18 protein-coding genes are annotated in these 25,496 nt (G+C 72.0%); 10 read left to right on the forward strand and 8 right to left on the reverse strand.

Going from position 1 to position 25,496, the window contains the following annotated elements; genetic code table 11:
- The first annotated feature begins 161 nt into the window (after positions 1 to 161).
- Positions 162 to 2,096, forward strand: coding sequence for a cellulase family glycosylhydrolase (locus ACIBJC_RS00725; protein WP_399285855.1), 1,935 nt, complete (start codon positions 162 to 164; stop codon positions 2,094 to 2,096).
- A gap of 307 nt (positions 2,097 to 2,403) precedes the next feature.
- Here the strand turns inward: ACIBJC_RS00725 and ACIBJC_RS00730 are convergent, their stop codons facing one another.
- Positions 2,404 to 2,676, reverse strand: a complete 273-nt coding sequence (locus ACIBJC_RS00730; protein WP_399285857.1) for a zinc-binding dehydrogenase — start codon at positions 2,674 to 2,676, stop codon at positions 2,404 to 2,406.
- Positions 2,677 to 2,733: 57 nt separating this feature from the next.
- Positions 2,734 to 3,831: a serine hydrolase domain-containing protein gene (locus ACIBJC_RS00735; protein ID WP_399285859.1), complete on the reverse strand. Its 1,098-nt coding sequence runs from the start codon at positions 3,829 to 3,831 to the stop codon at positions 2,734 to 2,736.
- Positions 3,832 to 4,176: 345 nt separating this feature from the next.
- Here ACIBJC_RS00735 and ACIBJC_RS00740 point away from each other — a divergent pair, with 345 nt between their 5' ends.
- The 7 genes from ACIBJC_RS00740 (at position 4,177) to ACIBJC_RS00770 (ending at position 13,070) form a co-directional block, all read left to right on the forward strand.
- On the forward strand, positions 4,177 to 5,199 hold the full coding sequence (locus ACIBJC_RS00740) for an LD-carboxypeptidase (protein ID WP_399285861.1): 1,023 nt from the start codon (positions 4,177 to 4,179) through the stop codon (positions 5,197 to 5,199).
- A gap of 209 nt (positions 5,200 to 5,408) precedes the next feature.
- Positions 5,409 to 6,713, forward strand: coding sequence for an alginate lyase family protein (locus ACIBJC_RS00745; protein WP_399285862.1), 1,305 nt, complete (start codon positions 5,409 to 5,411; stop codon positions 6,711 to 6,713).
- 111 nt (positions 6,714 to 6,824) lie between these two features.
- Positions 6,825 to 7,721, forward strand: a complete 897-nt coding sequence (locus ACIBJC_RS00750; protein WP_399288022.1) for a helix-turn-helix domain-containing protein — start codon at positions 6,825 to 6,827, stop codon at positions 7,719 to 7,721.
- 120 nt (positions 7,722 to 7,841) lie between these two features.
- Positions 7,842 to 8,765, forward strand: a complete 924-nt coding sequence (locus tag ACIBJC_RS00755) for an ABC transporter ATP-binding protein (RefSeq protein ID WP_399285864.1) — start codon at positions 7,842 to 7,844, stop codon at positions 8,763 to 8,765.
- On the forward strand, positions 8,762 to 9,820 hold the full coding sequence (locus ACIBJC_RS00760) for an iron-siderophore ABC transporter substrate-binding protein (RefSeq protein WP_399285866.1): 1,059 nt from the start codon (positions 8,762 to 8,764) through the stop codon (positions 9,818 to 9,820). Before ACIBJC_RS00755 ends, ACIBJC_RS00760 begins: the two co-directional genes overlap by 4 nt.
- Positions 9,817 to 11,919, forward strand: a complete 2,103-nt coding sequence (locus ACIBJC_RS00765) for an iron ABC transporter permease (protein ID WP_399285868.1) — start codon at positions 9,817 to 9,819, stop codon at positions 11,917 to 11,919. Before ACIBJC_RS00760 ends, ACIBJC_RS00765 begins: the two co-directional genes overlap by 4 nt.
- A gap of 59 nt (positions 11,920 to 11,978) precedes the next feature.
- The gene (locus ACIBJC_RS00770) at positions 11,979 to 13,070 is read left to right on the forward strand and encodes a peptidase C39 family protein (RefSeq protein WP_399285870.1); all 1,092 of its coding nucleotides are present in this window, start codon (positions 11,979 to 11,981) and stop codon (positions 13,068 to 13,070) included.
- 87 nt (positions 13,071 to 13,157) lie between these two features.
- Here ACIBJC_RS00770 and ACIBJC_RS00775 read toward each other — a convergent pair whose 3' ends face one another.
- The gene (locus ACIBJC_RS00775) at positions 13,158 to 13,655 is read right to left on the reverse strand and encodes an RrF2 family transcriptional regulator (protein WP_399285872.1); all 498 of its coding nucleotides are present in this window, start codon (positions 13,653 to 13,655) and stop codon (positions 13,158 to 13,160) included.
- A 108-nt stretch (positions 13,656 to 13,763) separates the two neighbouring features.
- On the opposite strand from ACIBJC_RS00775, the gene ACIBJC_RS00780 reads away from it, so the two are divergent.
- The gene (locus tag ACIBJC_RS00780; RefSeq protein ID WP_399285874.1) at positions 13,764 to 14,885 is read left to right on the forward strand and encodes an NADH:flavin oxidoreductase; all 1,122 of its coding nucleotides are present in this window, start codon (positions 13,764 to 13,766) and stop codon (positions 14,883 to 14,885) included.
- A gap of 170 nt (positions 14,886 to 15,055) precedes the next feature.
- On the opposite strand, the gene ACIBJC_RS00785 is transcribed toward ACIBJC_RS00780, so the two are convergent.
- From ACIBJC_RS00785 to ACIBJC_RS00805, 5 genes are all read right to left on the reverse strand, one after another.
- Positions 15,056 to 15,754 carry a hypothetical protein gene (locus ACIBJC_RS00785; RefSeq protein ID WP_399285876.1) on the reverse strand — a complete coding sequence of 233 codons (699 nt, stop codon included), beginning with the start codon at positions 15,752 to 15,754 and terminating at the stop codon, positions 15,056 to 15,058.
- Positions 15,755 to 15,985: 231 nt separating this feature from the next.
- Complete coding sequence (locus ACIBJC_RS00790; protein ID WP_399285878.1) at positions 15,986 to 16,753, reverse strand: DUF1775 domain-containing protein; 768 nt, start codon at positions 16,751 to 16,753, stop codon at positions 15,986 to 15,988.
- A gap of 49 nt (positions 16,754 to 16,802) precedes the next feature.
- Positions 16,803 to 17,459, reverse strand: a complete 657-nt coding sequence (locus tag ACIBJC_RS00795) for a DsbA family protein (RefSeq protein ID WP_399285880.1) — start codon at positions 17,457 to 17,459, stop codon at positions 16,803 to 16,805.
- A 246-nt stretch (positions 17,460 to 17,705) separates the two neighbouring features.
- Complete coding sequence (locus ACIBJC_RS00800; protein WP_399285882.1) at positions 17,706 to 18,380, reverse strand: hypothetical protein; 675 nt, start codon at positions 18,378 to 18,380, stop codon at positions 17,706 to 17,708.
- Between the two features lie 174 nt (positions 18,381 to 18,554).
- On the reverse strand, positions 18,555 to 20,429 hold the full coding sequence (locus tag ACIBJC_RS00805) for an amino acid adenylation domain-containing protein (protein ID WP_399285884.1): 1,875 nt from the start codon (positions 20,427 to 20,429) through the stop codon (positions 18,555 to 18,557).
- A gap of 345 nt (positions 20,430 to 20,774) precedes the next feature.
- Between ACIBJC_RS00805 and ACIBJC_RS00810 the strand changes: the two genes are divergently transcribed.
- Positions 20,775 to 25,496: an amino acid adenylation domain-containing protein gene (locus ACIBJC_RS00810; RefSeq protein ID WP_399285886.1), complete on the forward strand. Its 4,722-nt coding sequence runs from the start codon at positions 20,775 to 20,777 to the stop codon at positions 25,494 to 25,496.

Raw genomic sequence — 25,496 nt, forward strand, 5'->3', positions numbered from 1 at the left:
TCCCGCTCCCTTTCCCTTGCCCCCCTTCCCTTGCACTCCTTCCCTCGTCCTCCTTCCCTCGTCCCCCTTCCCTCGTCCCTCTTCCCTTGTCTCTTTCCCGCCTCCTCATCTCACCTCCACGTCTCGAACCGTCCACCCGCCGAGATCCAGAGAAAGACCCCATGCGACGCCACAGCGCCCAGCTCACCCATGACTCCGCCGTTCTGCCCTGGCTCGGGGCCAACTTCTGGTCCCGCAGCGGCGGTCCGCTGATGTGGCGGGACTACCAGCCGAAGACGGTCCGCGAGGAACTGGCCGTCCTGCGCGACCACGGCCTGACGATGACCCGGTCCTTCTTCTACTGGCCGGACTTCCACCCGGAACCGCACCGGATCGACGAGGAGCTGTGCGACCGCTTCCGTGACTTCCTCGACGCGCACACCGAGGCGGGGATGGGCACGGTCCCCACCTTCATCGTCGGCCATATGTCCGGGGAGAACTGGGACCCGGCGTGGCGCGGCGGCCGGGATCTGTACGAGGACGTCTGGCTCGTCGGCCGCCAGGCCTGGTTCGTCTCACAGATGACCCGGCGCTTCAAGGGCCATCCCGCCGTCACCGGCTGGCTGATCACCAACGAGATGCCGGGCTACGGCCGTGTCTACCAGGTCGACCCGCCGTCCTCCGACGTCGTCACCGCCTGGGCGCAGTTCATGTGCGACGCGGTGCGCGCGGCGGGCGGTACGCAGCCGGTGTCGCTGGGCGACGGCGCGTGGGGCATCGAGGTGACCGGCCGGGACAACGGCTTCTCGCTGCGCGACACCGCGGAGTACGTCGACTTCGTCGGACCGCATGTGTACCGCTCGGACACGGACCGGCCGCGCCAGCACTACCGCGCCGCCTTCGAGTGCGAACTCGCCGCCGTCACCGGGCAGCCGGTCGTGCTGGAGGAGTTCGGCCTGTCCACCGACACGGTCTCGGCGGCGAACGCGGGCGTCTTCTACCGGCAGACGCTGCACAACTCGCTGCTCGGCGGCGCCACCGGCTGGATCGCGTGGAACAACACGGACTACGACGACCTGTGGGAGCGGTCGCCGTACGACCACCACCCCTTCGAGATGCACTTCGGCATCACCGACCACACGGGCCGGCCCAAGGAGCCGCTGCGCGAGCTGGCCGCCTTCGCGAAGGTGCTGGAGCGCGTCGACTTCGCGCGCTGCCGTCGCGGCGACGCCGACGCGGCGCTGGTGGTGCCCGCGTTCCTGGAACGCGGCTACCCCTACAGCCGGCCCGCCGACCGCCCGCTGATCTTCACCTCGCTGCATCAGGGGTACGTGGCCGCGCGCGCCGCCGATCTGCCCGTCGCCCTCGTCCGCGAGGCGGACGGGCTGCCCGAGGACGCCAGGCTCTATCTGCTGCCCTCGACCCGGCAGTTGACCACACGCACCCGGCGCGAGCTGGAGCGGCGGGCGCAGGCGGGGGCGACGGTGTACCTGTCGTTCTGCTCGGGCGAGCACCCGACGACGCGCGGCCCGTGGTTCCACGACCTGGACGGGCTCTTCGGGGTGGAGCTCCAGCTCTCGTACGGGGTGGCCGAGCCCATCGAGGACGACGTGCTGGAGATGACGTTCACCGAGGACTTCGGCTCGGTCGCGGCGGGCGAGACGCTGCGCTTCCCGGTCGCGGGGAACGAGGACAGCCGTGCCTATCTGCCCGTCGTCCCCGCCGGGGCGCGGGTCGTCGCCACCGACGCGCACGGCCGCCCGGCGCTGCTGATCCACGAGACGGGCCGGGGCCGTACGGTCCTCGCCACGTATCCGCTGGAGCACATGGCGGCCCGCACCGTCCGGGTCAACCCGGAGCAGACCCACCGCCTGTACGCGGCGCTCGCGCGGATCGCCGGGGCGGCGCGGCCGGTGACCGTCGACACGCCGTACGTCTCGGCGGACACGCTGGTACGGGAGGACGGAAAACACTTCGTCTGGCTGGTGAGCCAGGCGGAGCGAGAGCTGACCGTGCGCCCCCACGCGGAGGGTGAACTGCGCGACCTGGACAGCGGGGAGCCGGTGCGGGACGTGGTGATCGCCCCGTACGGAGTTCGCGTCCTGGAGCTGGACTGAACGCGCTCCTCCCGGGCTCCGGCATCTCGTCCCCGCCGTCCGTCGGTCCCGTCCGTCCTGCCAATCCCGTCAATCCCGTCGAGGAGGCGGCGGCGCTCGCGGCGGGCGTCTGATCTTCCACGTCTTCGCCGCGCTCGCGGAGTTCATCCGCGAGCTCTTCGTCGCGGGGACGAACGAGGGCCTGACCGCAGCTCGCGGCTTCGATCGCGTCCGCGGTGCGCGTGCCGATGACGAGCCGGGCGGCCGCAGCGCCAATGCCCCGGCTCGCACCCATGAGTCGACGCCGAGACACCCGCCGCGCCGGGGGTCACATGGTCACGACCAGCTTGCCGACGGTGTGCGTACGGACGAGGTCCACACACGCCTGGGGGCCCTGGTCGAGCGTGTACCGGCGGCTGATGGTCGCAGGCAGCCGGCCGCTCAAGGCCAACTCGCCGACCTCCTGCATGCCGCCGAACCTCCCTTCGAGGTCGAGTACGAAGCGCACATCGACGTCTTCGCGACCGACCTGGCCGGGCTGCGGTGTCGGTGGCGGTGGCGAAGACCTCCTGTGCGGTGCGGTCCTGGACAGCTCCACCACCCTGGAGGTCTTCGCCCGGCCGAGGTCGGTTCGGTTGGGACGAGCTTGACGATGGTCCTATCGGACCGAGTCGTAGACGGCTGTCACGTAGGCGGCGCTCCGGTCGGAGCCGATGATGCCCGGCGCCATCCTGTTCATCATGTACGAGATGGTCATCCGCCGTTCGAGGTCCATGATGATCATCGAACCGCCCCAGCCGCCCCAGAAGCAGATCCTGCCTTCGGGGATCCACGGCAGGGTCGCCGGTTCGGGCAGCGCGTAGCCGATGCCCCAGCGCAGCGGTATCCCCAGCACCAAGTCCACGCCGCGGGCCTGCTCGTCGAAGATGAGGTCGATCGTGTCGCGGCCGAGCAGGCGGACACCGTCGACCTCGCCGCCGCGGGCGATGACCGACAGGACGCGGGCCACGGAGCGGGCGTTGCCGTGTCCATTGGCGGCGCCCAGGTCCGCGTGCCGCCAGGCAGGGCTGTTGGCGTGGGCGGCGTCCCCGCCAGACCCGGTCAGGGTCTTGAACGCCGGACTGCCCTGGCTCAGCGCCTTGAGGTCGAACTCCATCGGAGGTGGCGGGACCACGTCCGCGATCCGGCTCCAGTCCCGCTCGGCGGCCCCGATCTGGAAGTCGGCACCCAGAGGGCCGGCGATCTCCTCGGCGACGAACCGCTTCAGCGGCTTTCCGCTCACTCTGCGGACCACTTCGCCGATCAGGTGCCCGAAGTTGGAGAGGTGATAGCCCGACGCCGTCCCCGGCGGCCACCAGGGCGCTTGCGCGGCCATCCGCGCGGTGGACGTCTCCAGGTCGTAGAGATCCTCGGGGACCGCGGGCTGGTCGAGTCCGGACACCCCGGAGGCGTGGGAGAGCAGGTGCCGGATCTCGACGTCCGCCTTGCCGTTGGCGGCGAACTCGGGCCAGTACTCGGCGACCGGCGCGTGGAGGTCGATTTCACCGCGGTCGGCGAGCATCAGCGCGGCGAGGCTGGTGACGGTCTTGGTGGTCGACCACACATTGGTGATCGTGTGCTTGTCCCATGCCGTGGTGCGGGCAGTGTCGCGGAAACCGCCCCAGAGGTCGACAACGGCGTCCCCGTCGATGTCGACGACCAGGGAAGCTCCGAGTTCCTCGCCGGAGTCCAGGTTCGCACTCAGAGCGTCGCGCACCGCATCGAAAGGTGGAGCGCAGAAACCTTGCAGATCGGGTGTAGTCACCAGCATGTCCCCTTCGGAGAGTTGGTTTCTCTTCAGATCGGCGGAAAGTCGAATCCTCATCCTGCTCGGTGTACAGGGCGGCCGTGCGCACGGCGTGCGTGACGCTCGAACGGCGGCTCGGATCGTACGGGTTGGGCCAGATCCACGTCGGCCTCCAGCAGGCCGGCCGGAACGGACGTCCGCGCATGTCGTGCCGACGTCCGTTCCGGAAGCCGGCCGCGATCCGGCACCCGCCCTGCGGGGCAGGTGATCGGTAAATGGGTGGCATGTTGCCGAGGGCGTCGAGAGACTGCCTCGGTGATTCCTGCTGAGTTGCCTCAACTGCTGCGGCCTCGCGCCCTGCAGCCCGGAGATCTCGTCGTTGTCGCATCGCTGTCCGGGCCGCTCCACGCCGCGTACGAGCCCGACCTGGAGCAGGCGGTGGTCGTGCTTGAGCGGATGGGATTTCGCGTGCGTCGGGCGCCGCTGCTCGAAGCGGGGCGGCACCGCTGGTGGAGCGCGGCGACGCCGGCGGCGATCGCCAAGGAGCTCAATGCTCTTCTGCGTGATCCCGAGGTGCGCGCGATCATCGCGCATGACGGAGGCCAGACGGTGTTCGGCTACCTCGACCTGATCGACTTCGAAGCAATCACAGCCGACCCCAAGCCGATCCTCGGCTACAGCGACATCTCGCTGCTGCATCTGGTGCTCTACGCGAAAACGGGTCTGGTCGGGTTCCATACCGACGTGGCCACCCCGGGGCTCGGCGGACACTGGCAGGCCGCGCCCGCCGCACGCAGGGCGGAACTCGAAAAGCTCTACTCGACGCTGCTGACGAGTACGGAGCCGATCGGTGCGCTGCCGGCCACCCCGTCGTGGGAGTGCTGGCGTGCCGGTCGCACCGAAGGCCGGCTGATCGGCGGGGTGATCAACCGCATCGTGCTGGCGCAGGCGACGCCTTACGCGCTGCCACTCGAATGGTTCGACGGCGCGGTGCTGTTCTGGGAGGAGTTGGGCGGCCATGCATCGCATGTGTGGAGCTATCTCCAGGTAATGCGGCACGCCGGCATCCTCGATCGGATCGCCGGCATGGTCGTGGGCATCCCGACCGCGATCGACGGTCTCGACTCGCCCGACGCGTCCCCGACCCTGCAAGAGATAGTCCTCGACGTCCTCGGCGACCGCGACATCCCGGTCCTGGGCAACGTCGAGGTCGGACACGCCGGACCGAATCTGCCGATGCCCGTCGGCACCCGCGTCGCCCTCGACGCACAGCAGCGGACCCTGTCACTGCTCGAACCGGCGGTACGCCCGCTCACGGTGACCGGGCCGGGCTGCTGAGGAACGGCTGAACACGTCCGCCGGGACGCGGCGTTGGCGGCCCTGGCTCACGGGACGCTCGGAGCATCTGCCCTCGCCGTTCGGAGCATTGGCCACGGGGACACGGCAACTTCCGTGCCGCGCACACCTGTTGTCAGGGATACGCCGCGCCTCTACGCTCACACGGTCTCGTTCGTGAATCGTGTTCATATACATGATGGGAGCGTTCGATGAACGGCACTCCTCAGTCGCGTCCGGCAGCCCTGTTCCTCTCGGTGACCCTCGCCCTCGTCACCCTCTCCGCGGCGCTCGCCCCGACCGCCACCGCCACCTCCACCGCCCCTGGCCACGGCACGCGTGCGATCCCGGCGACCGTCGTGATCGACGGCAAGCGGATGCGGCAGACCCGTATCGCCCTCGACCGGGGCGACCCCGTGCTCCGTCAATCCGTCGCCACCCTCGCCGCGCAGGCGGATTCCTGGCTCGGACGGGGCCCGTGGACCGTCACCGACAAGCCGCGACCCGCCCCCAGCGGCGACCCGCACGACTATCTGAGCCAGGCCCCGTACTGGTGGCCCTCACAGCCGAAGACCACGGAGAACCCCTGGGGCTGCCCGTACGTCGAACGCGACGGCGAACGCAACCCGGACCTGGAGACCGGCACCGACCGGCCCGACCTCAGCCGGGTGGTCACCTCCGCCACCACGCTCAGCCTCGCCTGGTACTACACCGGCCGCCAGCGGTACGCGGAACACGCCGCCGAGATCCTGCGCACCTGGTTCGTGGCCCCGGCCACCCGGATGAACCCGAACCTGAACCACGGACAGTTCATCCCGTGCAAGTACGACGGCCGCTCCATCGGCGTCATCGACTTCTCCCAGCAGTACACCGCCCTGTTGGACGCCCTCGCCCTCCTCGACACCGGAGCCCCGGGGTGGACCAGGAGCGACCGGGCCGGGATGCGCGCCTGGAACCAGGAGTTCCTGGACTGGCTGGTCAACTCCCCCTTCGGCCAGGAAGAGTCCGCGGCCAGGAACAACCACGGCACCTTCATGGACATGCAGGTCGCCGCCCTCGCCCTGGCCACCGGCGACCGGGCCCTCGCGCGCCGGACCGTCCTCGACGCCCGTACGAAGCGGATCGACGTACAGATCGCCGCGGACGGCAGTCAGCCCCAGGAACTCGCCCGCACCCGGAGCTGGCACTACTCGACCTTCAACCTGGTCGCGTACGCACGCCTGGCCGCCACCGGCCGGCAACTCGGCGTGAACCTCTGGGCGTACGAGGGGCCACAGGGCCAGAACCTGCACAAGGCCGTCCGCACGCTGCTGCCGACCGCCACCGGCGCGGCCAACTGGCCTTACCCAGAGCTGGAGTTCTACCGCTACGCGGCGACGGACATCGTCCACGCGGCGGCGGACGCGGGCGACCGCGCCGCCCGCGCGGCGATCCCCCGCCTGCAACCGCCACCGGGCGGCGACCTGTGGGCGCTGCGCCCGGCGGCCGAACAGCTCGACGGGCCCCTCTTCCCCTAGACCAGTCATGGCCGCCGCCGCCGGGCCGCAGGCCGGATCCGGCCTGCGGCCCGTACCCCGGATAGACTCCTCCGCATGGTCCGATCGTCCCCTGCCGGCGCGAGCCCCGGCATGTGGCGGCGCGAGAAGGGGACCGTGGTACGCCGGGCCTCGGCGCTTCCGGACCGGGCGACAGGCCCCTTCGTCATCATCGCCGGGTCGCGGGTTCCGCGCGTTCCCACGGAGTGGGCGCCGCACGCGCATCCTCTGCACGAGCTGGTCTGGGTACGCGGGGGAACGCTTACGTCCCGTGTGGAGGACCGCATCTTCACGGTGTCCGAGGGGCACGGACTGTGGATGCCGGCCGGAGTGGTGCACGAGGGGCGGTCGACGGCGGGTGCGGAATTCCACGACGCCTTCTTCGCCCCCGACCGAACGCCGTTCACGTTCGAGGAGCCGATGGCGGTCGCGATGACGCCGGTGCTGGAGTCGCTGCTGACCCATCTGTCCCGCACGGATCTTGACGCCGGGGCCAGGGCGCGCGCGGAGTCGGTGGTGTTCGACGTGCTCCAGCCGCTGGAGCACCAGTTCGCGTTGCACCTGCCCGGCGACGCCCGGATCGACGCGATCGCCGAAGCCTTGCTGGACGATCCCGCCGACTGCCGTTCGCTGGAGGAGTGGGCGCGCGCGCTGGGGGTCAGCGACCGCACGATCACCCGTGCGTTCCGTCATGCGACAGGGCTGTCCTTCGCGCAGTGGCGACAGGTGCTGCGCGTCCATCGGGCGCTGACGCTGCTCTCCGAGGGGCTCGATGTGCGGACCGTCTCCGAGACGCTCGGCTACGCGCAGCCCAGTACCTTCATCGCCGCCTTCCGTCGGGTCACGGGAACCACGCCGGGCGCGTTCTTCGGCGCGGGCGACGGGACACCGGGCGGTGTCCGGAACCCCGTATCGGGTGTCCGGAACACCGGATTGCCGACACGGCGAGTGGAATATAACCTTCCTCCAGTTAGGCAAGGCAACCCTTAGTTGCCGCTCGCCGCGTACGGGGGGATCTCTCCCGGCGCTGGAGGGTCTCTACGGCCCGGTCGGCAACGTCCGGACGGAGGGTGCCGTAGTCGTTGCCCCTCCAAGCGTCCGGAACCACCCATGTTCACAAACCCCTCCCCGCCCGCCGGTCGGCGCGCGGCCGGTCAGGCCACGCCGGTGGCCGCGGTGGCCGCCCTCAGCGGGCACGACCTGGTGCTGCGGTACGGCGGGACGCCGGTCGTCCACGGCGTCTCGCTGGCCCTGGAGCCCGGTCGCGCGACCGCTCTGGTGGGACCGAACGGCAGCGGGAAGTCCACGCTGCTGCGCGCACTCTCCCGACTGCACAAGGTGGACGACGGCCGGGTGACGCTCGGTCCCCGTGACGGGCACCCCGAGCGCGAGGCGGCCCTGCTCAGCGCGCGCCGGTTCGCGCGCGAGGTCACGCTGTTCTCCCAGTCGAGGCCCGCGCCCCAAGGCCTGACGGTGACGGAGGTCGTGGCCTTCGGGCGCCACCCGTACCGGCGTGGCTTCGCCGGCCTGTCCGCCGACGATCGGAGCGCCATCGAGCACGCCATGGGTGTCACCGGCGTGCGGGACATGGCCGGCCGGCCGGTCGGGGAACTCTCCGGCGGGGAGATGCAGCGCGTCTGGCTCGCGGCCTGCCTGGCCCAGGACACCGGCGTCGTCCTGCTGGACGAGCCGACGAACCATCTGGACCTGCGCTACCAGATCGAGACGCTCGACCTGGTGCGCGATCTCGTCGAGGAGCACGGCGTCGCGGTGGGGATCGTGCTGCACGACCTCGACCAGGCTTCCCGCGTCGCGGACACGCTGGTCCTGATGCGCTCCGGCCGTGTGCATGCCGCGGGCGCACCCGCCGACGTCCTCACCGCGGAGAACATCAGCGCGGTCTACGACATCCGTGTCGAGGTCGGCGTCGACCCTCGCACGGGCCGTCTCCGCATCGATCCACTCGGGCGGCACTCCGCCCGGAGCGGCGCATCCGCCGCTCCGACGCATCACAAGAAAGAAGACCCTTCATGAACCGTGCCCGTCACCTGGCGGCGTCAGCCGCCGCAGGGCTCGTCGTCCTCACCGCAACGGCTTGTGGCACGACCGCTGTCGACAAGGCCGAGACCAGCAGCAGCGCGTCACCCTCGTCGAAGAGCTGCGCCGAGGACACCACGACGACCTCGAAGAAGCCGGTGTCCTTCAAGGACGGCGTCGGCCGGCAGGTGAAGCTCGACAAGCCCGCCGAACGGATCGCGGTCCTGGAATGGCAGCAGGTCGAGGACGCGCTGACACTGTGCGTCACCCCCGCCGCGGTCTCCGACGCGAAGGGATACCGCACCTGGGTCAGTGCGGAGAAGCTGCCCGGCGGGGTGACCGATGTCGGTACCCGGGAGGAGCCCGACCTCGACACCCTCTTCGCGGCGAAGCCCGACCTCGTCATCGTGGAGGCGTTCGACGCCGACGACGAGACCATCGCGAAGCTGGAGAGGCGAGGCGTGCCGGTGATGGCCACGCTGGGGGCGAATCCGGCCGACCCGATCGGGAACATGCGGGACGTGTTCAGCATGATCGGCGAGGCGACGGGGCGCACCGAGCGGGCCGAGCAGGTGCTCCAGGAGTTCGACGAGCACCTCGCGACGGCCAAGAAGCGGGTGAGCGCCGCCGGGCTGCCGACGAAGGACTTCCTGTTCTTCGACGGATGGCTTCAGGGAGGCAACCTCACCGTCCGCCCGTACGGTGAGGGCGCCCTGTTCACCGCGATAGGCGAGCAGCTCGGCATGACCCCCGCGTGGACCGACGACGTCAACAAGGCCCACGGGGACGGGGGCGTCGATCCCTCGTACGGCCTTGCCCAGACCGACGTCGAGGGACTGACCGCGGTGGGGAAGGCCAACCTCTTCTACGCCAACGACGAAGGGGTGGGAGGGTACGTCGAGGCACTGGGGAAGAACCCGATCTGGAAGTCCATCCCGGCCGTGAAGGAAGGCCGCGCGCACGCGTTCCCGGCGAGGGTGTGGGGCGCCGGCGGTCCGCGGTCGTGTGCGCAGGCGATCGACGCGTACGTCAACGTACTCGCCAAGAAGTGAACACACCGCGAATATCGGCACCCGGACGGAGAGCGCTGCCGCACGCCGACCACGGCGGCGGTCCCACCGGGGTGGCCGTCCTGGCACTCCTGCTCGTCGTGACCGCCCTGGTGGGCATGTGGCACCTGACGCAGGGGACGTCGGGCGTGGGCGTCGGGGACCTGGTGCGGTATCTCGTCGGTGGCCCGGAGAGCACCGGCGGGGCGCCGGTCGGCGAGATCCTCACCGGATCGCGCCTGCCCCGCCTGTTCGCGGGTGTCGCGGTGGGCTTCGCCCTCGGCTCGGCCGGCGCGCTGCTGCAGTCCGTCACACGTAACGCGCTCGCCTCCCCCGACACCCTGGCGGTCACGGCCGGGGCCTACTTCACGCTCTCGCTCGTCGCGGCCCTCGGTCTCGCCGTCCCGCTGTGGGCGTCGGGCGCCGTCGCCTTCGCCGGGGGCCTGCTCGCGGCGGCGCTCGTGCTGGTCCTCGCGGGCCGGGCCGCGGGCACCACGGGTACGCGCCTGATCCTCGCCGGATCGGCGACGGCGATGGCCCTGGACGCGGCGACCGCGATGCTGCTCATCCTGTTCGACCAGAACACGACCGGTCTCTTCGCCTGGGGAAGCGGTTCGCTCGCGCAACTGAACATCGACGCGTCGGTACGCGCGTTCCCGCTCGTGGCCGTGGTGCTGTGCGTCGCCCTGACACTGTCCCGGAAGCTGGACGTGATGGGCCTCGGCGACGACGCCGCGTCCACCCTCGGCGTGCCGATTCGGACCATCCGCGTGACCGCCGTGCTCTGCGCGGTGCTCCTGACCAGTACGGCGGTGACGCTCGCGGGCCCGATCTCCTTCGTCGGCCTCGGTGCCCCCGTTCTGGCCCGCCTGATCGCGGGACGGGTCCGGGCGCTGCACCGGCATCTCCTCCTGGTGCCCGCGTCCGGGCTGCTCGGCGCGTTGCTCATCCTGCTCGCGGACGCGTCGTTGCGTGCGGTGCAGGGTGCCGACGGGGCCGCCTCCATTCCCACGGGCGTGCCGACCGCGTTGCTCGGCGCCGTCGTGATCGTGGTCCTCGCGCTCCGCCTCCGCGATACGGGCCACCTCCGGCAACCACCGCACGCGCGGGTCCGCACCCGGTCGCGCCGCGCGTTCCTCCTCGTCGTGCTCGGCGCGGTGGCACTCCTGGCCGGGGCGGTCCTCGTGGCGGTCCTGGCGGGGAGCCTCTGGCTGCGGACGGGGGACATCGCGCTCTGGGCCCGGGGGGCCGCCCCGGACCTGATCGGCCAGGCACTCGACGACCGGGTCCCGCGCGTGGCCGCCGCGGTCCTCGCCGGCGCGGCGCTCGGACTGGCCGGATGCGCCGTGCAGAGCGCGGTGCGCAACCCGCTGGCGGAGCCGGGTGTGCTCGGCATCACGGCGGGCGCCGGGCTGGGCGCGGCGAGTGTCGTGACGTCGGACCTGCCCGGCGGACGGCCGCTGCTCATCGCAGCGGCGGTCGCGATGGGGCTCGCCACGTTCGCGGTGATCGCCCTGCTGACCTGGCGCGGCGGCTTCCTGCCCGACCGGTTCGTGCTGGTCGGTATCGGCTGCGGGTACGGCCTCAGCTCCGTCACCACCTTCCTCCTGCTGCGTGCCGACCCGTGGAACACACCCCGGCTCTTCACCTGGCTCTCCGGCACGACCTACGGGCGCACACTGCACGACGTCCTACCGGTCGCGGTGGCACTGGCGCTCGCGCTCCCCCTGCTCCTCGCCATGCGCGGTCAACTCGACCTGCTCGCCGTCGACGAGGACACCCCGCGGGTGGTCGGTGTCAGGCTGGAACGCACACGCTTCGCCGCCCTGGCGATCGCCGCGGTGCTCGCGGCGCTCAGTGTGATCGCCATCGGCGTGGTCGGTTTCGTGGGACTCGTCGCCCCGCACCTCGCCCGGTCACTGGTGGGTGCCCGGCACGGCCGCGCGATCCCGGTCGCGATGCTGCTCGGCGGGCTGCTGGTCTGCGTGGCCGACACCCTCGGCCGCACGCTCGTCGCACCTGCCCAGATGCCGCCGGGCCTCATGATCGCCCTGGTCGGAGCGCCGTACTTCGTCTGGGTGCTTCGCCAGTCACGCGCATGACGCCGAAGTCCCCGCCCCCGCCCTCGCCCCGCCCTCTCCGAACCGCCAGGAGTGCCGGAATGCCGCCTCATCAGGAATCGCCCGTGAAGAGCACCGTCGTCCCGTTCGAGCCCGATACGTTGCCCGCCCCGCTGAGGCGGCTCGGACCCCACGACGTGCTGGAGCGCTGGCGCGCGGTCGACCGTTCCGCCCACGCCCCGCACCTGGTGGCCGTTCCCGGGCACGACGGCGAGGACTGGGCCGCCGCCGCGCTCGTGACAGCGCGCCCGGACACGGCCTATCTGAAGATCGTCGATGCCGTCGGTGACGTGCCGGCGGCCGTCGGCGCCGTGGTCTCCTCCGCGCTCCACCGAGGGCTCGCGCAGGTCAAGTGGGAAGGGTGGACTGCGAGCGCCGAGATGGCCGCCGGCGCCGGCTTCGCCCCGCTGGGTGTTCCGCTCGCGCGGGCGGAGGACGCGGGAGGGCCTGCTTCCGGCTACGTACGCTGGCTGTGCGACGGTGCGGTGACCGAGCCCCCGTACTACGGACAGACGACACACTTCACGTGCGGCGCCGTCACCGCTTTGGTCGCGCAGGCACACGCGGGGACACTGCCGCGGGAGTCGCTCGACCGCACGGCGGAGTTGACCCTGTGGCGCGACGCGACGAACTTCCCCGCGTGCGAGCCCGTCGGACTGGGCGTCGCCGTGCGTCGGGCGTGGCCCTCGTCCCCGGTCACGATCTTTCTCGACGTGGACCGGCCCGTCCTGCTCGACCACTTGACGGAGAGTGAGCGGGAGTGGCGTGCCGTGCTCCAACGCGTGTCGCGAAGGAGCGCCGGAGAGACCGGTGTCCCGATCGACGCACGCCACCTGCCCATGACCGCGATCCGGAGCGCGATCGGCCGACGGGAACGCGTGCTGCTCCTGGTCTCGCTCGCCGGGATGCAGGGGTTCGACGTGCCGCACTGGGTGCTCTGTCACGGCGCCGTACCCGGCGCGGTCGTGATCGAGGACCCCTGGGCCAACGCGGCCACGGGGGACACGTGGGTCGACGCCCACCTGCTGCCCGTACCCGATGCGTCGCTCGACGCGATGTCGCTGATCTCGTCGGACCGTTTCCGCGGTGCCGTGGTCATCGGCTCCCCGGAGCGGGGCGCCGCGTCCTTCTGACGGCCGACCGACGAGTAGGGCCTCGTCCCGTCGTGGCGCCGCCACCTGGGGCCGGTCAGGCCGGAGAAGGCGCGGAGCGCGCGGGGGTCAGCTCTCCTGGACGGTGTTGCGCTCCAGGCGGCGCACCTCCCGCAGGCCGTCGGCGAGGCTCTGGTCGGCGAATGCCCCGAGCACCGCCTGCTCGGCCTGTTCGGTGAGCCGGGTGAAGTAGTCGTTCATGTGGGCGGTCACCAGGCACATGTGCTGGCTCTCGGGGCGGCACGCCCACAACGGCTTGTCGCCGACGACGCAGCGGTAGACCTCGGCGAGGGTGACGTCCTCGGCGGGCCGGGCCAGCCTCGTACCGCCCGCGCGGCCCTTCACCGACGTCACCAGGCCCTCCCTGACGAGCGGCACCAGAAGCTTGCGGATCAGGCTGGGGTTGGCGTCCAGATGCTCGGCGAGCTGCGCGGAACTCAGCACCGGGGAGTCGGTCTCGGCCGCGACCGCGAGAAACAGCAGCACCTTCAGGGCGCTGGAGAACCTGACATCCAGCACTCTGCGCACCACCCTCCGTCGGTCGAGCCACAGTGCATCGAGCCGCACCGTCCCCACCATAATAGCAACAATCACTGTTGCATTTACATCCAGGGAAACTGTACCTTTCACAGGAACAGATTGCTCGATCGAAACGTCACTCAGGAGGACGGCATCATGCCCACTCGCGCGGCTCAGTCCCTGGCCCGGCCTTTCACACTCGGCTCGGCGGAACTGCGGAACCGGATCGTGATGGCTCCGATGACCCGCGCCCACTCCCCCGGCGGCATACCCGGGGAGAACGTCGCCGCCTACTACGCGCGCAGGGCCGCGGCGGGGACCGGCCTCATCATCACCGAGGGCACCTATGTCGACCACCCGAGCGCGGGCGACGTCGAGAGCGTGCCGCGCTTCCACGGAGAGGAACAGCTCGCCGGGTGGCGCCGGGTCGTCGACGCCGTACACGCCGAGGGCGGCAGGATCATGCCCCAGCTCTGGCACGTCGGCATCCAGCGCGGGGCCGGGAAGCCGCCGTTTCCCCAGGCACCGTCGGTCGGCCCGTCCGGCGTCGCGCTCGACGGCACCGCCGACGCGGGTGAGACACTGTCCCTCGCCGACATCGACAAGATCATCGAGGCGTTCGCCGACGCCGCGCGGGAGGCCGAGCGCATCGGGTTCGACGGCATCGAGCTGCACGGCGCGCACGGCTACCTGATCGACCAGTTCCTCTGGGGGCGGACCAACCGGCGCACCGACGCCTACGGTGGCGACGCGGTCTCGCGCACGAAGTTCGCCGCCGACATCGTCGCCGCGGTACGCGAACGGGTCTCACCGGACTTCCCGCTGGTACTGCGCTTCTCGCAGTGGAAGGCCAACAACTACGACGCCAAGCTCGCCACCGACCCGGACGAGCTCCAGGCGCTCCTTGAGCCGCTGGCGCAGGCCGGGGTCGACGCCTTCCACGCCTCGGGCCGCCGCTACTGGGAACCCGAGTTCCCCGCGTCCGGCCTGGACCTGAACGTGGCGGGCTGGACCAGGAAGCTCACCGGCAAGCCTGTCATCACCGTCGGCTCGGTAGGGCTGGACGCCATCTTCGACCCCAGCGCCTTCACCCCCGGGGCGCGGGCCGGGGTGGAAAGCGTGGAACGTCTCCTGGAGCGCCTGCAGCGCGACGAGTTCGACCTCGTCGCCGTCGGCCGCGCGCTGCTCGCGGACCCGGAATGGGCGGACAAGATCCTGGAGGGCAGGGAGACCGAGCTGACGCCGTTCAGCCACGAGTCGCTCAGCAACCTGCACTGATCCACCGCAGGCCACGCGTTGCCCCGGCCCGTGCCGAAAGCCGAGCGGGACATGCCCTTACGTGCCCGGGCACGGGCACGGCCGGCCACGTGTTGGAGAGGGGCGCCCCTCTCCAAGACGTGGCGCGCGTACCGTATCCGGACGAGTTCGCCGGAACCCGGAGCCTTCCGTCAGTTGGCGCTCTGGATCTGTTCGATCCTGGCGTTACGGATCAAGAACTTGCCCGGTTCGCGGACCTGCTCGAACGCCTCGTTGTTCAGCAGGGCGCAGCTACCCGACGTCGAAGTGACCTTCACCGTCGTGGACTTGTCGTTGTCGAGGTTGGTCACGCGGAGCGTGGTACCGACGGGGAACTGATTGCTGGAGGCTGCCGGGGCACCTGTCTCGCCGGAAAGGGTGACGGTGGATCCGGCGCACACGACAGCGCCTTCGGCGCTTCCGCCGGCGTCCCCGGCACCCGCGGCACTGCCCGCTTCCGCTCCGCCGCCCGCTTCCGCTCCACTGCCCGCGTCCGCCCCGCCTCCTGCTTCCGCTCCGCCTCCCGCCGGTGCCCCCGAACCTGCCTCATCGGCGGCACCGACACCGCTACCGCCCTCGCCGACCTCGCAGTTGGACGCCGCCTGCTTCCGCTTGATCTCCTCGATGACGGCGGCGCGGTTCGCGATCCGCGCCTCGGACTGCGCGTCCGGGGCGGCGCGCTGCGCGGCGATGAAGCTCTCGTTGTTGCCCAGGGCGGTGGCCAGCCCGTCGCAGACCACCGACGCCTGACTCGTACCGGTCATCGCCACCGCCGTACCGCCCACCAGCGCTGCGGCGCCGACCAGCAGGGAAATCGTCTTCTTACGGCTCAGGGTCTTCTTACGGGACACGTGTGGGGCTCCTGTCCCCGGCCGCGAAGGAACGAGGCCGGCTGGGTATCCGTGTGCCGTTACATACGAGTGATCCAGTCATCCCACTCACCCGCCACAAAGATGACTTCGGCCGAATCAAGGCGAGTTCATCCGGACGGCTTCGCCTCGGCGACGGTCCCGCTCGCGCACCCTCCGCATGGCCACCTGTGGGGCGGCACTGCTGCCGTCCCACAGGCCACCCCCACGCGGTCAGCTACCGCCGGCCGTCTTCTGCCGTCGGGCGAGCCACCACCACCCGCCTGCGCCGAGCCCGAGCAGCACCGCGACACCGACGCCGATCAGCGGCACCGGAGAGGAGTCGTCGCTCTCCTGAGCGCTGTTCTCCTGAGCCGTGTTCTCCCGAGCGCTGTTCTCCTGAGCACTGTTCTTCGGATCAGGCGTCTCGGTGCTGGACGGGGCCGCTTCAGTGGCGGACGGGGGCGCGCTGGTTGCCGGGCTCGGGCTCGCCGGAGCGGCCCCCGGTGCCGCGGCCTTGAGCTTGAGAACCGGGGCGGGCTGTTGCGGTTCCTCGCCGCCGCTGGGTACCTCGATCCAGCGGGAGACCTCTCCGTCGCTGTACGTCTCCACCGTCTTGAACGCGATCTCGCTGCTTTCCGGAAGCTGCCGGACCTTGATCTTGTGTTCGGCGTCGGTGCCGGCGGGGAGAGCCGGGCCTTCGACGGTGTAGCCGTCCTGAACGGTCTTCAGTTTCCAGCCCTTGGGGCCGTCGGTGAGCGAGACGTCGTCCGGCGCGATGCCTTGGGGCAGGACCACACGTAGCTGCGTGAAGCCCGCGGATGAGGATTCCGCCTCGGAGATGAAGCTGAGTGTGACGTCTTCCGCCAGGGCCTGCGGCTTGTCGGCGGTAACCTCCGCGTGAGCGTATGCCGTACCGGCCGTCGCGAGAGTGGCCGTCAGTGCGAGGGCAACGACGAGTCCGGAACGCCGTGTTGTGCGGGTGATGTGTTGCGTGGGCACGGGGGAAGCTCCTTGTTCGGGGAAGGGGACGCGGCGAAGTCTCCCTGCGTCATGGGCGGGACAGCCGGTTCTCGATGAGTGCCGTGAGTTCCTGGGGCGAGGCCGGGGTGACTTCTTCTCCGTCGATGAAGAAGGTCGGTGTGCCCTGCACACCGAGCCCGAGCCCGTCGCGCTGGTCGGCCCGCACGCGCTCGGCGGTCGCGGGATCGTTGAGCGCGGCATTGAACTCCGCCATGTCCAGGCCGAGTTGTTCGGCGAAGCCGCGGAAGACGGTTTCCTTCGACTCCTCGGCTTCGCCCCACTGGGCCTGGGTGGTGAAGAGCTTGCTGTACATCTGCTCGAACTTGCCCTGCTGGGCGGCGGCTTCGGCCGTACGGGCGGCGAGTTCACCGTTGCGGTGGCCGGGCATGGGGAAGTAGCGGGCGACGAAGGTGACCCGGTCCTTGTACTCCTCGCGCAGCTTCTCCACAACGGGATACGCGGCCCCGCACGCCTCGCACTCGAAGTCCAGGAACTCCACGACGGTCAGCTCGGAGCTTTCGGGCCGGGTGAGACGGTGGCTCGTCCCGCGTACGGGCTGGGCCTCGGCGACGGGCGCGGCGTTCACCGCGCCGCTGGGGCTGTCGGGACGGAACAGCAGGAAGGAGCCGAGTGCGGCGGCGAACGAGGCGACCAGCACGGCGGCGATGTACAGGTGCTTCTTCATGATTCCTCGGGTTGTCGGGGTGCGGAGAGCGCGCGGGTGGTCGATCCACGGCCGGTCGAGGGTCCCCCCACCACCCGGCGCCGGAAGAGCAGCCCGACGACATGGAAGTCCCCGAGCGGGGGCGGCACGGCGAAGCCGAGCACACTTCCTCTGCGGGTGACTGCGGAGCGTCGCGTACGGCGGGTGCGGGCGTACGGGACAGGCCCATCGCCGGCGTTCCCGCGTGCGGTCCGACCGTCGTGCCCGTCAGGGCAGGCAGGGACCGCCGACCGGCGCCGGCCGGGAAAGGGCGAAGGGAGCAAGCCCATGACGCGGCGGCGCTCTGCCCGAGTGGAGGCGCGCGAGCACGGCCGGTTTCAGGGGCGAGGGCCTTTCCCGGACTTCCTGTTCCGGGCCATGGCGGTGAGCGGCACGCGACGACGGCCAGATGAACAACAGCAGGTGTCCCACGGCCAGCAGCAACGGCCTGCTCTGCCACAGCAGCCGTTCCGTGATCCCCAGCAACCGGGCGCCGAGGAACAACGTCACCAGATGCCCCGCCAGCAGCACCGCGGGCGGCGGCCCGACGGCCGCACCGTGCTCGATCAGGGCGGGCAGGCCATCAGCGGTCCCGCCGCCTCCCCCCATCACCGTCCGACAGGCACCGGGCAGCGAATAGGCGACGTGGTAGGCCGCTTGTGAGGCGGCGAGAACACCGACCACCTGTGTGTCGGTCAGCCGACGGCGCGTCAGTGCCACGGCGCCGGGAACCGCTACCGCGGCGACTCCGGCGACGATGATCCACCGGGGTGTGTGTCCCTGGGCGAGAGCATGTCCGGCCAGCGGCAGCAGTACGCACAACACCGCGAGCGCCCCCGCGCGCAGCCCGCGGAGCACCCCGGTCGCCGGGGAGGCGGAGCACATCGGGCGGAGCGGTCGCATGGGTCGCATCTTTCGGGACGTACGCCTCCGTGGCGGACGGGTGGCAGGCATTGCGGCGTGCGCGTACTGAGCCCTGAGCCTACCTACTCCGGCGCACCGTCTCGCCCGAGCCCCCGCATCAGCCCCCGCCCCGTTCCCCGCCCCCCTCCCCCGCCGCGCCGAACCGGACGCGCGTCAGCCCGCCGTGGGGAAGAGGCGTACGGACAGCTCGGCGACGGTCGGTGCCTCGAAGAAGACCCTCACGTCCTCGATCTGCGTGCTTAGCGCGGTCTGGATGCCCGCGGCGTAGCGGACGGCGAGCAGGGAGTTCCCGCCGAGGTGGAAGAAGTTGTCGTCGATGGTCAGGCCGGTGGCGCCCAGGACCTCGGCGGCCAAGGCGCACAGCGTGCGTTCCACGGGAGTTCGCGGCTCCCGGCCGGTGCGGGCCGGAGTGGGGTTCCCTGGTACGGGGAGGGCGCGTCGGTCCAGTTTGCCGTTGGGGGTCAGCGGCAGCGCGTCCAGGGTGACGAACGCCGCGGGGACCATGTAGTCGGGCAGCCGTGCGGTCAGCGCGTCCCGCAGGCGTGCGGTGTCGGGGCCGTCCGGCCGGGCGGCCCCGACACCGGGGGCGGGGGCGGGGGTCACGTACGCCACCAGGCGGGGGTCGCCCGGCCGGTCCTCGCGCAGGACGACGACCGCCTGCCCGACGTCCGGACGCGCGGTCAGCGCCGCCTCGATCTCCGCGGGCTCGATACGGAACCCGCGCACCTTCACCTGGTGGTCGGCGCGCCCGTGGAACAGGAGGTGGCCGTCCTCGTGCCAGGCGGCGAGGTCACCGGTGCGGTACATGCGGGCGCCCGGTGCCCCGAAGGGGTCAGGGACGAAGCTGGACGCCGTCAGGCCCGGCCTGCCGAGGTAGCCGTGGGCGAGCTGGACGCCGGCCAGGTACAGCTCGCCGGTCCCGCCCGGGGCGACCGGGCGCAGCGCCCCGTCGAGGACGTAGGCGCTGGTGTTCCACACCGGCCTGCCGATCGGAACCGTCACGGAGGTGTCGCCGCCCGGGAGGCAGGGCCAGGAGGTGACGTCGACGGTCGCCTCGGTGGGGCCGTAGAGGTTGTGGAGGTCGGCCCCGAGCGTACGGAGGCAGGGCTCCACGAGGTCGGCCGGGAGGGCCTCGCCGCTGCAGAACACCCGGCGCAGGCTGTCGCAGCCGGACGCGCCCGGCGCCTGGAGGAAGTACCGGAGCATGGACGGTACGAAGTGGACGGTGGTCACCCGCTCGGCGCGGATGAGCCGGACGAGGTGGCCGGGGTCCTTGTGTCCGCCGGGCCGGGCGATGACCAGCGTGGCGCCGGTGATCAGGGGCCAGAAGAACTCCCAGACCGACACGTCGAAGCCGGCGGGGGTCTTCTGCAGGACGCGGTCGTCGGCCTCCAGGCCGTAGGTGTGCTGCATCCACAGCAGGCGGTTGACGACGGCGCGGTGCGGGACCACGACGCCCTTGGGGTGGCCGGTGGAGCCCGAGGTGTAGATGACGTAGGCGGGATGGCCGGGGGTGGGCGGGGCGCCGCGGCCCGCCGCGGTGGGTGAGGACGGGGGGAGGGCCGCCAGTGAGGCGGCGGTGCGCGGATCGTCCAGGAGAACGGCGTCGTCGGGCGCGTCCACGGCCTCGGCGACCGGGGTGGTGGTGAGCACCACGCGGGGTGCGGAGTCGCGCAGCAGACGGCGGACACGGTCGCGGGGGTGGTCGGGGTCGACCGGTACGTACGCCGCTCCGCTCTTGACGACCCCGAGCAGGGCGACCACCAGCTCCACGGAGCGCGGGACCGCCACAGCGACCCGGTCGCCGGGGCCTACGCCGCGTTCCAGCAGCAGGTGCGCGAGGCGGTTGGCGTCGGCGTCGAGCCGGTCGTAGCGGGTCCGGCTCCCCTCGAAGACCAGGGCGGTGCGGTCGGGTGTGGCCGCGGCCCGGGCCTCGAACAGTTCGGGGAGTGTGGCCGGGGGGATCTGGCGCGAGGGGCCGTGCCACGGAACGCGCGCGGTGGCGGGTACGGCGGATGACGGTGACAACTCTCAGCTCTCCCAACGGGGCAGGACGCCGCGTGCGCGTCGGCGGGGATATTCCCTCGCGCGTGAGCGGGACGGCGTTCACAGACGTGGTGGAAGGGCGGAGCCGCGATGTGCCGAAGCTGCCACAGGGGTGGGGGGCTGTCAACGGGGCGTCGTACCGCAAGGAACTAGATCGATGGCACCCAAACCTGTCAAGTCACAGGTTCTGGTGAATGGTGTGCGCGTCGGCCGTCGGCAAATGTGTCTAGTGGATTGGCGGGAGCTTGCGTAGTAATCCTCGGACAACGAAAAGCCGTGATGAGTAAGTACATGTGACGTACCGTCGGATGATGTGAGGAGACCGCAGTGGTCGATTCGGGGGCATGGGCGTCCGTATGCGAGGCATTCGCCGCGCGGCGGGCGGCACATCCCGACGCCGTGGCCGTCACCGGCGCATACGGTGATCTTTCCTTCGGGCAATTGGGCACGATGGCGGATTCCGTCGCGGCCTCGGTACGGGCGCTCGGCACCCCCTCCGAGGGAGCGGAGCTGCCCGTCGGCTACCTGGGGGCGCGCCGCCCGCACTTCCTGGCCACGGTGCTGGGGGTGCTCGGCAGCGGCGCGGCGTATGTGCCCCTGGATCCGTCGTGGCCGCCGGCCCGTATCGCGGAGGTCGCCGAAGTCGCGGGCCTGCGGCATGTGTTCGTCGACGCGGAGCACACCGCTCTCGCCCGCGACGCCGGGCTGTCCCTGGTGCTCCCGGTGGAGGAGGCACTGGCGCCGGAGCGCCCGGCGCCGGTGGCACTGTGGGCCGGGACGGGCGCGGACCTCGCCTACCTCGTGTTCACCTCGGGCTCCACCGGCGCGCCGAAGGGCGTACTGACCGAGCACGCGGCCCTGGCCAACACCTGTGCCCGGATGGCCGAACGCTGGGGGCTCACCCCGGCGGACCGGGTGCTGCAGTTCACCTCGCTCGGCGTGGACATCACGCTGGAAGAGGCGTTCAGCGCGTGGACGGCGGGTGCCGCGCTCGCCCTGATGGATCCCACGACCGCGGGCGACCTCGTACGGTTCACCGCGTTCCTGGAGGAGTTCCAGGTCAGCGCCCTCGATCTGCCGACCTCCTTCTGGACCGCGTGGCTGTCGGCGGTGGAGGCTGGGGATGTGCCGCCGCCTCCCGGATGTGTACGGACGGTCGCGGTCGGCAGTGAGGAGGTCGGCGCCGACGACATCGCCCGCTGGCAGGCCGTCGCCGGGCCGGGGTGCCGCACGTTCAACATGTACGGGTCGACCGAGCAGGCCATCACCTCCGTCGTGGACGGGCCCCTCGCACCCGGTGACCCGGTGGGCAGCGGGGTGATCGGCCGGCCGCTGCCCGGCGTCCACGCCTATGTGCTCGACGGGGGGCTGCGCCGGCGGCCACCGGGCGTTCCGGGAGAGCTGTACGTCGGCGGACTGGCCACGGCCCGCGGCTACGCGGGTCAGCCGGCGCGCACGGCGGAGCGGTTCCTGCCCGACCCGTTCGCGGGCCGCCCCGGCGCCCGTATGTACGCGACCGGGGACCGGGCGGTGGCCCTCACCGACGGCGGTTTCCGCTTCGCCGGGCGCATCGACACGCGCCTGAAGATCCGGGGCTTCACCGTGCAGCCGCGTGAGGTCGAGGGCGTGCTGGCCGAGGTGGCCGGGGTCGAGAAGGTCGCGGTGACCACGGAGCCGGGGCCGGACGGCAGGGATCTGCTGGTCGCCGAGGTGGTCGCGACGGCCGCCGCCGGGGAGGCGGAGCGGCTCGTCGGGGAACTCGGCGGGCGGGCGGCGGAGCGGCTGCCGGACTACGCCTGCCCGCAGCGGTACGTGGTGCACTCCCACGGGGGTGGGTCGCCGCGCACGCTCGGCCCGTCCGGCCGCCCCTCGCGGAGCGCCGACGCCGCCGGGGCCACCGAGGGCCCGCCGGGCGCAGGGCAGGCCCATCGCGCGGCGGTCGCGGCGGTCACGGCCGTGTGGCGGGAGCTGCTGGGCGACCAGGAGATCGCGGAACGGGACAGCTTCCTCGACCTGGGCGGCAACTCCCTGCTCGCCATCCAGTTGCTGACCCGGCTGCGCGGACGGTACGGCGTGGCCGTCGACGTCGCCCGGTTCTTCGACGAGCCCACGGTGGCCGCTCTCGCGTCGGCCCTCGTCACGGCCGGCGTGATGACGGAGGAGAGCGGGCGCGACGACGAGAGCGGTCCGCCCCGGCTGCTGCCGCGTACGGCGGGTGACGAGGGACCGTGCTGGTCCGGCCAGGAGCGGATGTGGTTCCTCCAGCGCCTGCTGCCGGAGTCCGCCGCGTACCACATCCCGCTCGCCTTCGAGGTCACGGGCGGTGTCAGCGTGCCGGCGCTGCGGACCGCGCTGCGGGCGGTGGCGGCGCGGCACGAGCCGCTGCGTACGGCCGTACGGCTCGACGGCACCCGGCTCACCCAGGTCGTGGTCGCACCGGACGTCCCCGTGGAGACGGGCTCCGTCCCGCACACGATCCAGGAGGAACTGGAGTCGCGGGACGGCCTGCTGGCCGCGTTCGTCTCGCGCCCGTTCGACCTCCGGGCGGGCCGGGTGCTGCGCGCCACGGTGGTCGAGTGCGCGGCCGGGCGGACCCTCCTCGCCTTCGCCGTCCACCATGTGGCGTTCGACGAGTGGTCGGTGGGGCTGTTCCTCGACGAGCTGAGCGACGCGTACGCCCGCGCCCTGCACGGCAATCCATCCGCGCCGCGCCCGCTCGGCGCGCGCTATCTGGACTTCTGCGGCTGGCAGGCGGACCCGGCGGTCCGGCGGCGCGTGACGGAGCGGCTCGGATTCTGGCGGGAGTACCTGGAGGGGCTGCCCGAACAGACCCTGCCCGCCGACCTGCTCCCGCCGGAGCGGCCCACCCGCGTGGGCGACGAGCGGCGCTTCACCGTGCCGCGCCGTCAGGCCGCCGCCCTCGCGGCCCTCGCCCGGCGCGAGGGGGTCACCCGCTACCACACCCTCCTCGCGCTGTTCTCCGTCCTGCTGGCGCGCTACAGCGGGACGTACGACCTGGCGGTGGGCGTGCCCGCCGCCAACCGGGGCTCGGAGGAGCTGGAGGAGCTGATCGGGTTCTTCGTCAACACCCTTCCGGTGCGCGCGCGGCTGGCGGACAACCCCACCTTCGCCGAGGCGGTGCGCCGCGTCAGCAAGAGCACACTGGCCGCGCAGGCCGCCGGGCACGTCCCGGTGGACGAGATCGCCCGCGCCGTCGGACGGCACGGGTCCGCGACCCGGAATCCGATGTTCCAGACGCTGTTCGTGATGGACGAGGAGCAGCGGGGTTCGCTGCGGCTGTCCGGCTCCGAGGTCCGGTCGGCGCATGTGCCGGTGCGGTCCTCCGCGCTCGACCTCACGCTGGCCGTCGGTGACGGCGACGACGGGACGTTGAGCGGGCGTCTGTGGTACTGCGCCGAGGTGTTCGGCCCGGAGACCGCGGAGCGCATGGTGGCGAGCTTCCTGACGCTGGTGGACCAGGTCGTCGCCGACCCGGATCTGCGGGTGCGGGACATGGACGCCGCGCGCCCGGCGGACCGGTCGCTGGCCACGGCCGCCGCCCCGGCCCTCGGGCCGGAGGAACAGGCGCCGCTCGCGGTGCGGTTCGAGGCCGCCGCCCGGCGGTGGCCGCAGCGCACGGCTCTCGTCGCGGACGGCCGGGGCGTGACGTACGGCGCGTTGTCCGGGCTCGTCGAGGAGGTCCGCGCCCGGTTGCGCGACGCGGCGCCGATGTCGGCGTTCGTGCCGCTCGTGCTCCCGGAGGGGCCCGCGCTGATCGCCGCGATGCTCGCGGTGAACAGCCTGGGCCGGGCCTTCCTGCCCGTCGACCCGCGCTGGTCGCGGGAGCGCGTCGCGGATCTCGTCGCACGGACCGGCAACCCGTTCGCCGTCGTGGCCGAGGACGCGGACACGTCGGCCGTGCCGCCGGGTGTGCGGCCGCTGTCCGTCGGGGCCCGGCCGCGGCCGGACGCGGGTGAGGCGTACGGGGCGGCGGACGCCGTACCGTACGCGGTGGACGCGCCCGGCGACGGACGGCGCCCGATGTACGCGGTGTGCACGACAGGGCCGGCCGACCCGCCGTATCCGGCCGTCGTCGCGCACCGGGCGTTCGCCCGCCACACCGCGTGGGCCGTCCGGTACTTCGGTACGCAGGCGCCCACGGTCCTGCACGCCACACCGCCCGCCCGCGCGCACGGCGTCTGGGAGTTGCTGTGGCCGCTCGCGCAGGGTGGGACCGCCGTCCTGCCCGGCTCCGGCGAACGGACCGACCCGAAGGCGCTGGCGGCGACACTGGCCCGGGACGGCGTGGACACGCTCTTCCTCCTGCCGAGCGCGCTGGCCGACCTGGTCGACCAGGTGTCGGCCGAGCCCGGTCGCGCCGATGACCTCGCGGCCCTGCGGACCGTGGTCACCATCGGTGAGGCGCCCCGGGAGCAGGCGGCGCGCCGCTTCGCCGCCCTGGCTCCGGCCGCGCGCCTGTACCACCTGCACACGGACGCGGGAGGGGGCCTGGCCGCGCTGGTCCGGGCGATGACCGGTGACCTGGAGGAGAGCCGTGGACTCGTCGCCGGTGACGGCTCGGCCGTTGTCGTCGACGACCGGCGCCGGGCGGTGCCCCACGGCGTTCTCGGCGAACTCTGCCTGACCGCCGACGACGACGGCGACGGGACCGGCGGTGTCACGAGCGCCGCCGTCGACCGGCGGCGTCTCGTGGAGAGCCGCCACCCGGAACTGCCGGCCGGTGCCCGTCTGGTGCGGACGGGCGAGCCGGCGCGGATGCGGCCGTCCGGCGACATCGAGCTGTGCGGTACGGCCGACGACCGGGCCGTGCTCCGCGGCGTCCGGGTGCGGCTCAGCCGGATCGCCGCCCAGGTGGCCGACCATCCGGGCGTACGTTCCGCCACCGTGGCAGCGACGCCGCCCGGCGCCGCCCCGGCGCAGCGGGTGGCCGCACTCCTGGCCGCCGCGCCGCCCGAGGTGGCCGCCGCCGCGCTGCGCGCGGTCACCGGGGCGGACGTTCTCCCGACCATCCCGCCGACCGGAAGGTGA

The sequence above is a fragment of the Streptomyces sp. NPDC050509 genome (genome assembly GCF_044457965.1).
Lineage (GTDB): Bacteria > Actinomycetota > Actinomycetes > Streptomycetales > Streptomycetaceae > Streptomyces.

What these genes read in the sequence shown, in the direction of transcription:
- ACIBJC_RS00725 (WP_399285855.1), top strand. Translation starts at nt 162, where the DNA reads ATGCGACGCCACAGCGCCCAGCTCACCCATGACTCCGCCGTTCTGCCC.
- ACIBJC_RS00745 (WP_399285862.1), top strand. Translation starts at nt 5,409, where the DNA reads ATGAACGGCACTCCTCAGTCGCGTCCGGCAGCCCTGTTCCTCTCGGTG.
- ACIBJC_RS00750 (WP_399288022.1), top strand. Translation starts at nt 6,825, where the DNA reads ATGTGGCGGCGCGAGAAGGGGACCGTGGTACGCCGGGCCTCGGCGCTT.
- ACIBJC_RS00755 (WP_399285864.1), top strand. Translation starts at nt 7,842, where the DNA reads ATGTTCACAAACCCCTCCCCGCCCGCCGGTCGGCGCGCGGCCGGTCAG.
- ACIBJC_RS00760 (WP_399285866.1), top strand. Translation starts at nt 8,762, where the DNA reads ATGAACCGTGCCCGTCACCTGGCGGCGTCAGCCGCCGCAGGGCTCGTC.
- ACIBJC_RS00770 (WP_399285870.1), top strand. Translation starts at nt 11,979, where the DNA reads ATGCCGCCTCATCAGGAATCGCCCGTGAAGAGCACCGTCGTCCCGTTC.
- ACIBJC_RS00780 (WP_399285874.1), top strand. Translation starts at nt 13,764, where the DNA reads ATGCCCACTCGCGCGGCTCAGTCCCTGGCCCGGCCTTTCACACTCGGC.
- ACIBJC_RS00795 (WP_399285880.1), bottom strand. Translation starts at nt 17,459, where the DNA reads ATGAAGAAGCACCTGTACATCGCCGCCGTGCTGGTCGCCTCGTTCGCC.
- ACIBJC_RS00800 (WP_399285882.1), bottom strand. Translation starts at nt 18,380, where the DNA reads ATGCGACCGCTCCGCCCGATGTGCTCCGCCTCCCCGGCGACCGGGGTG.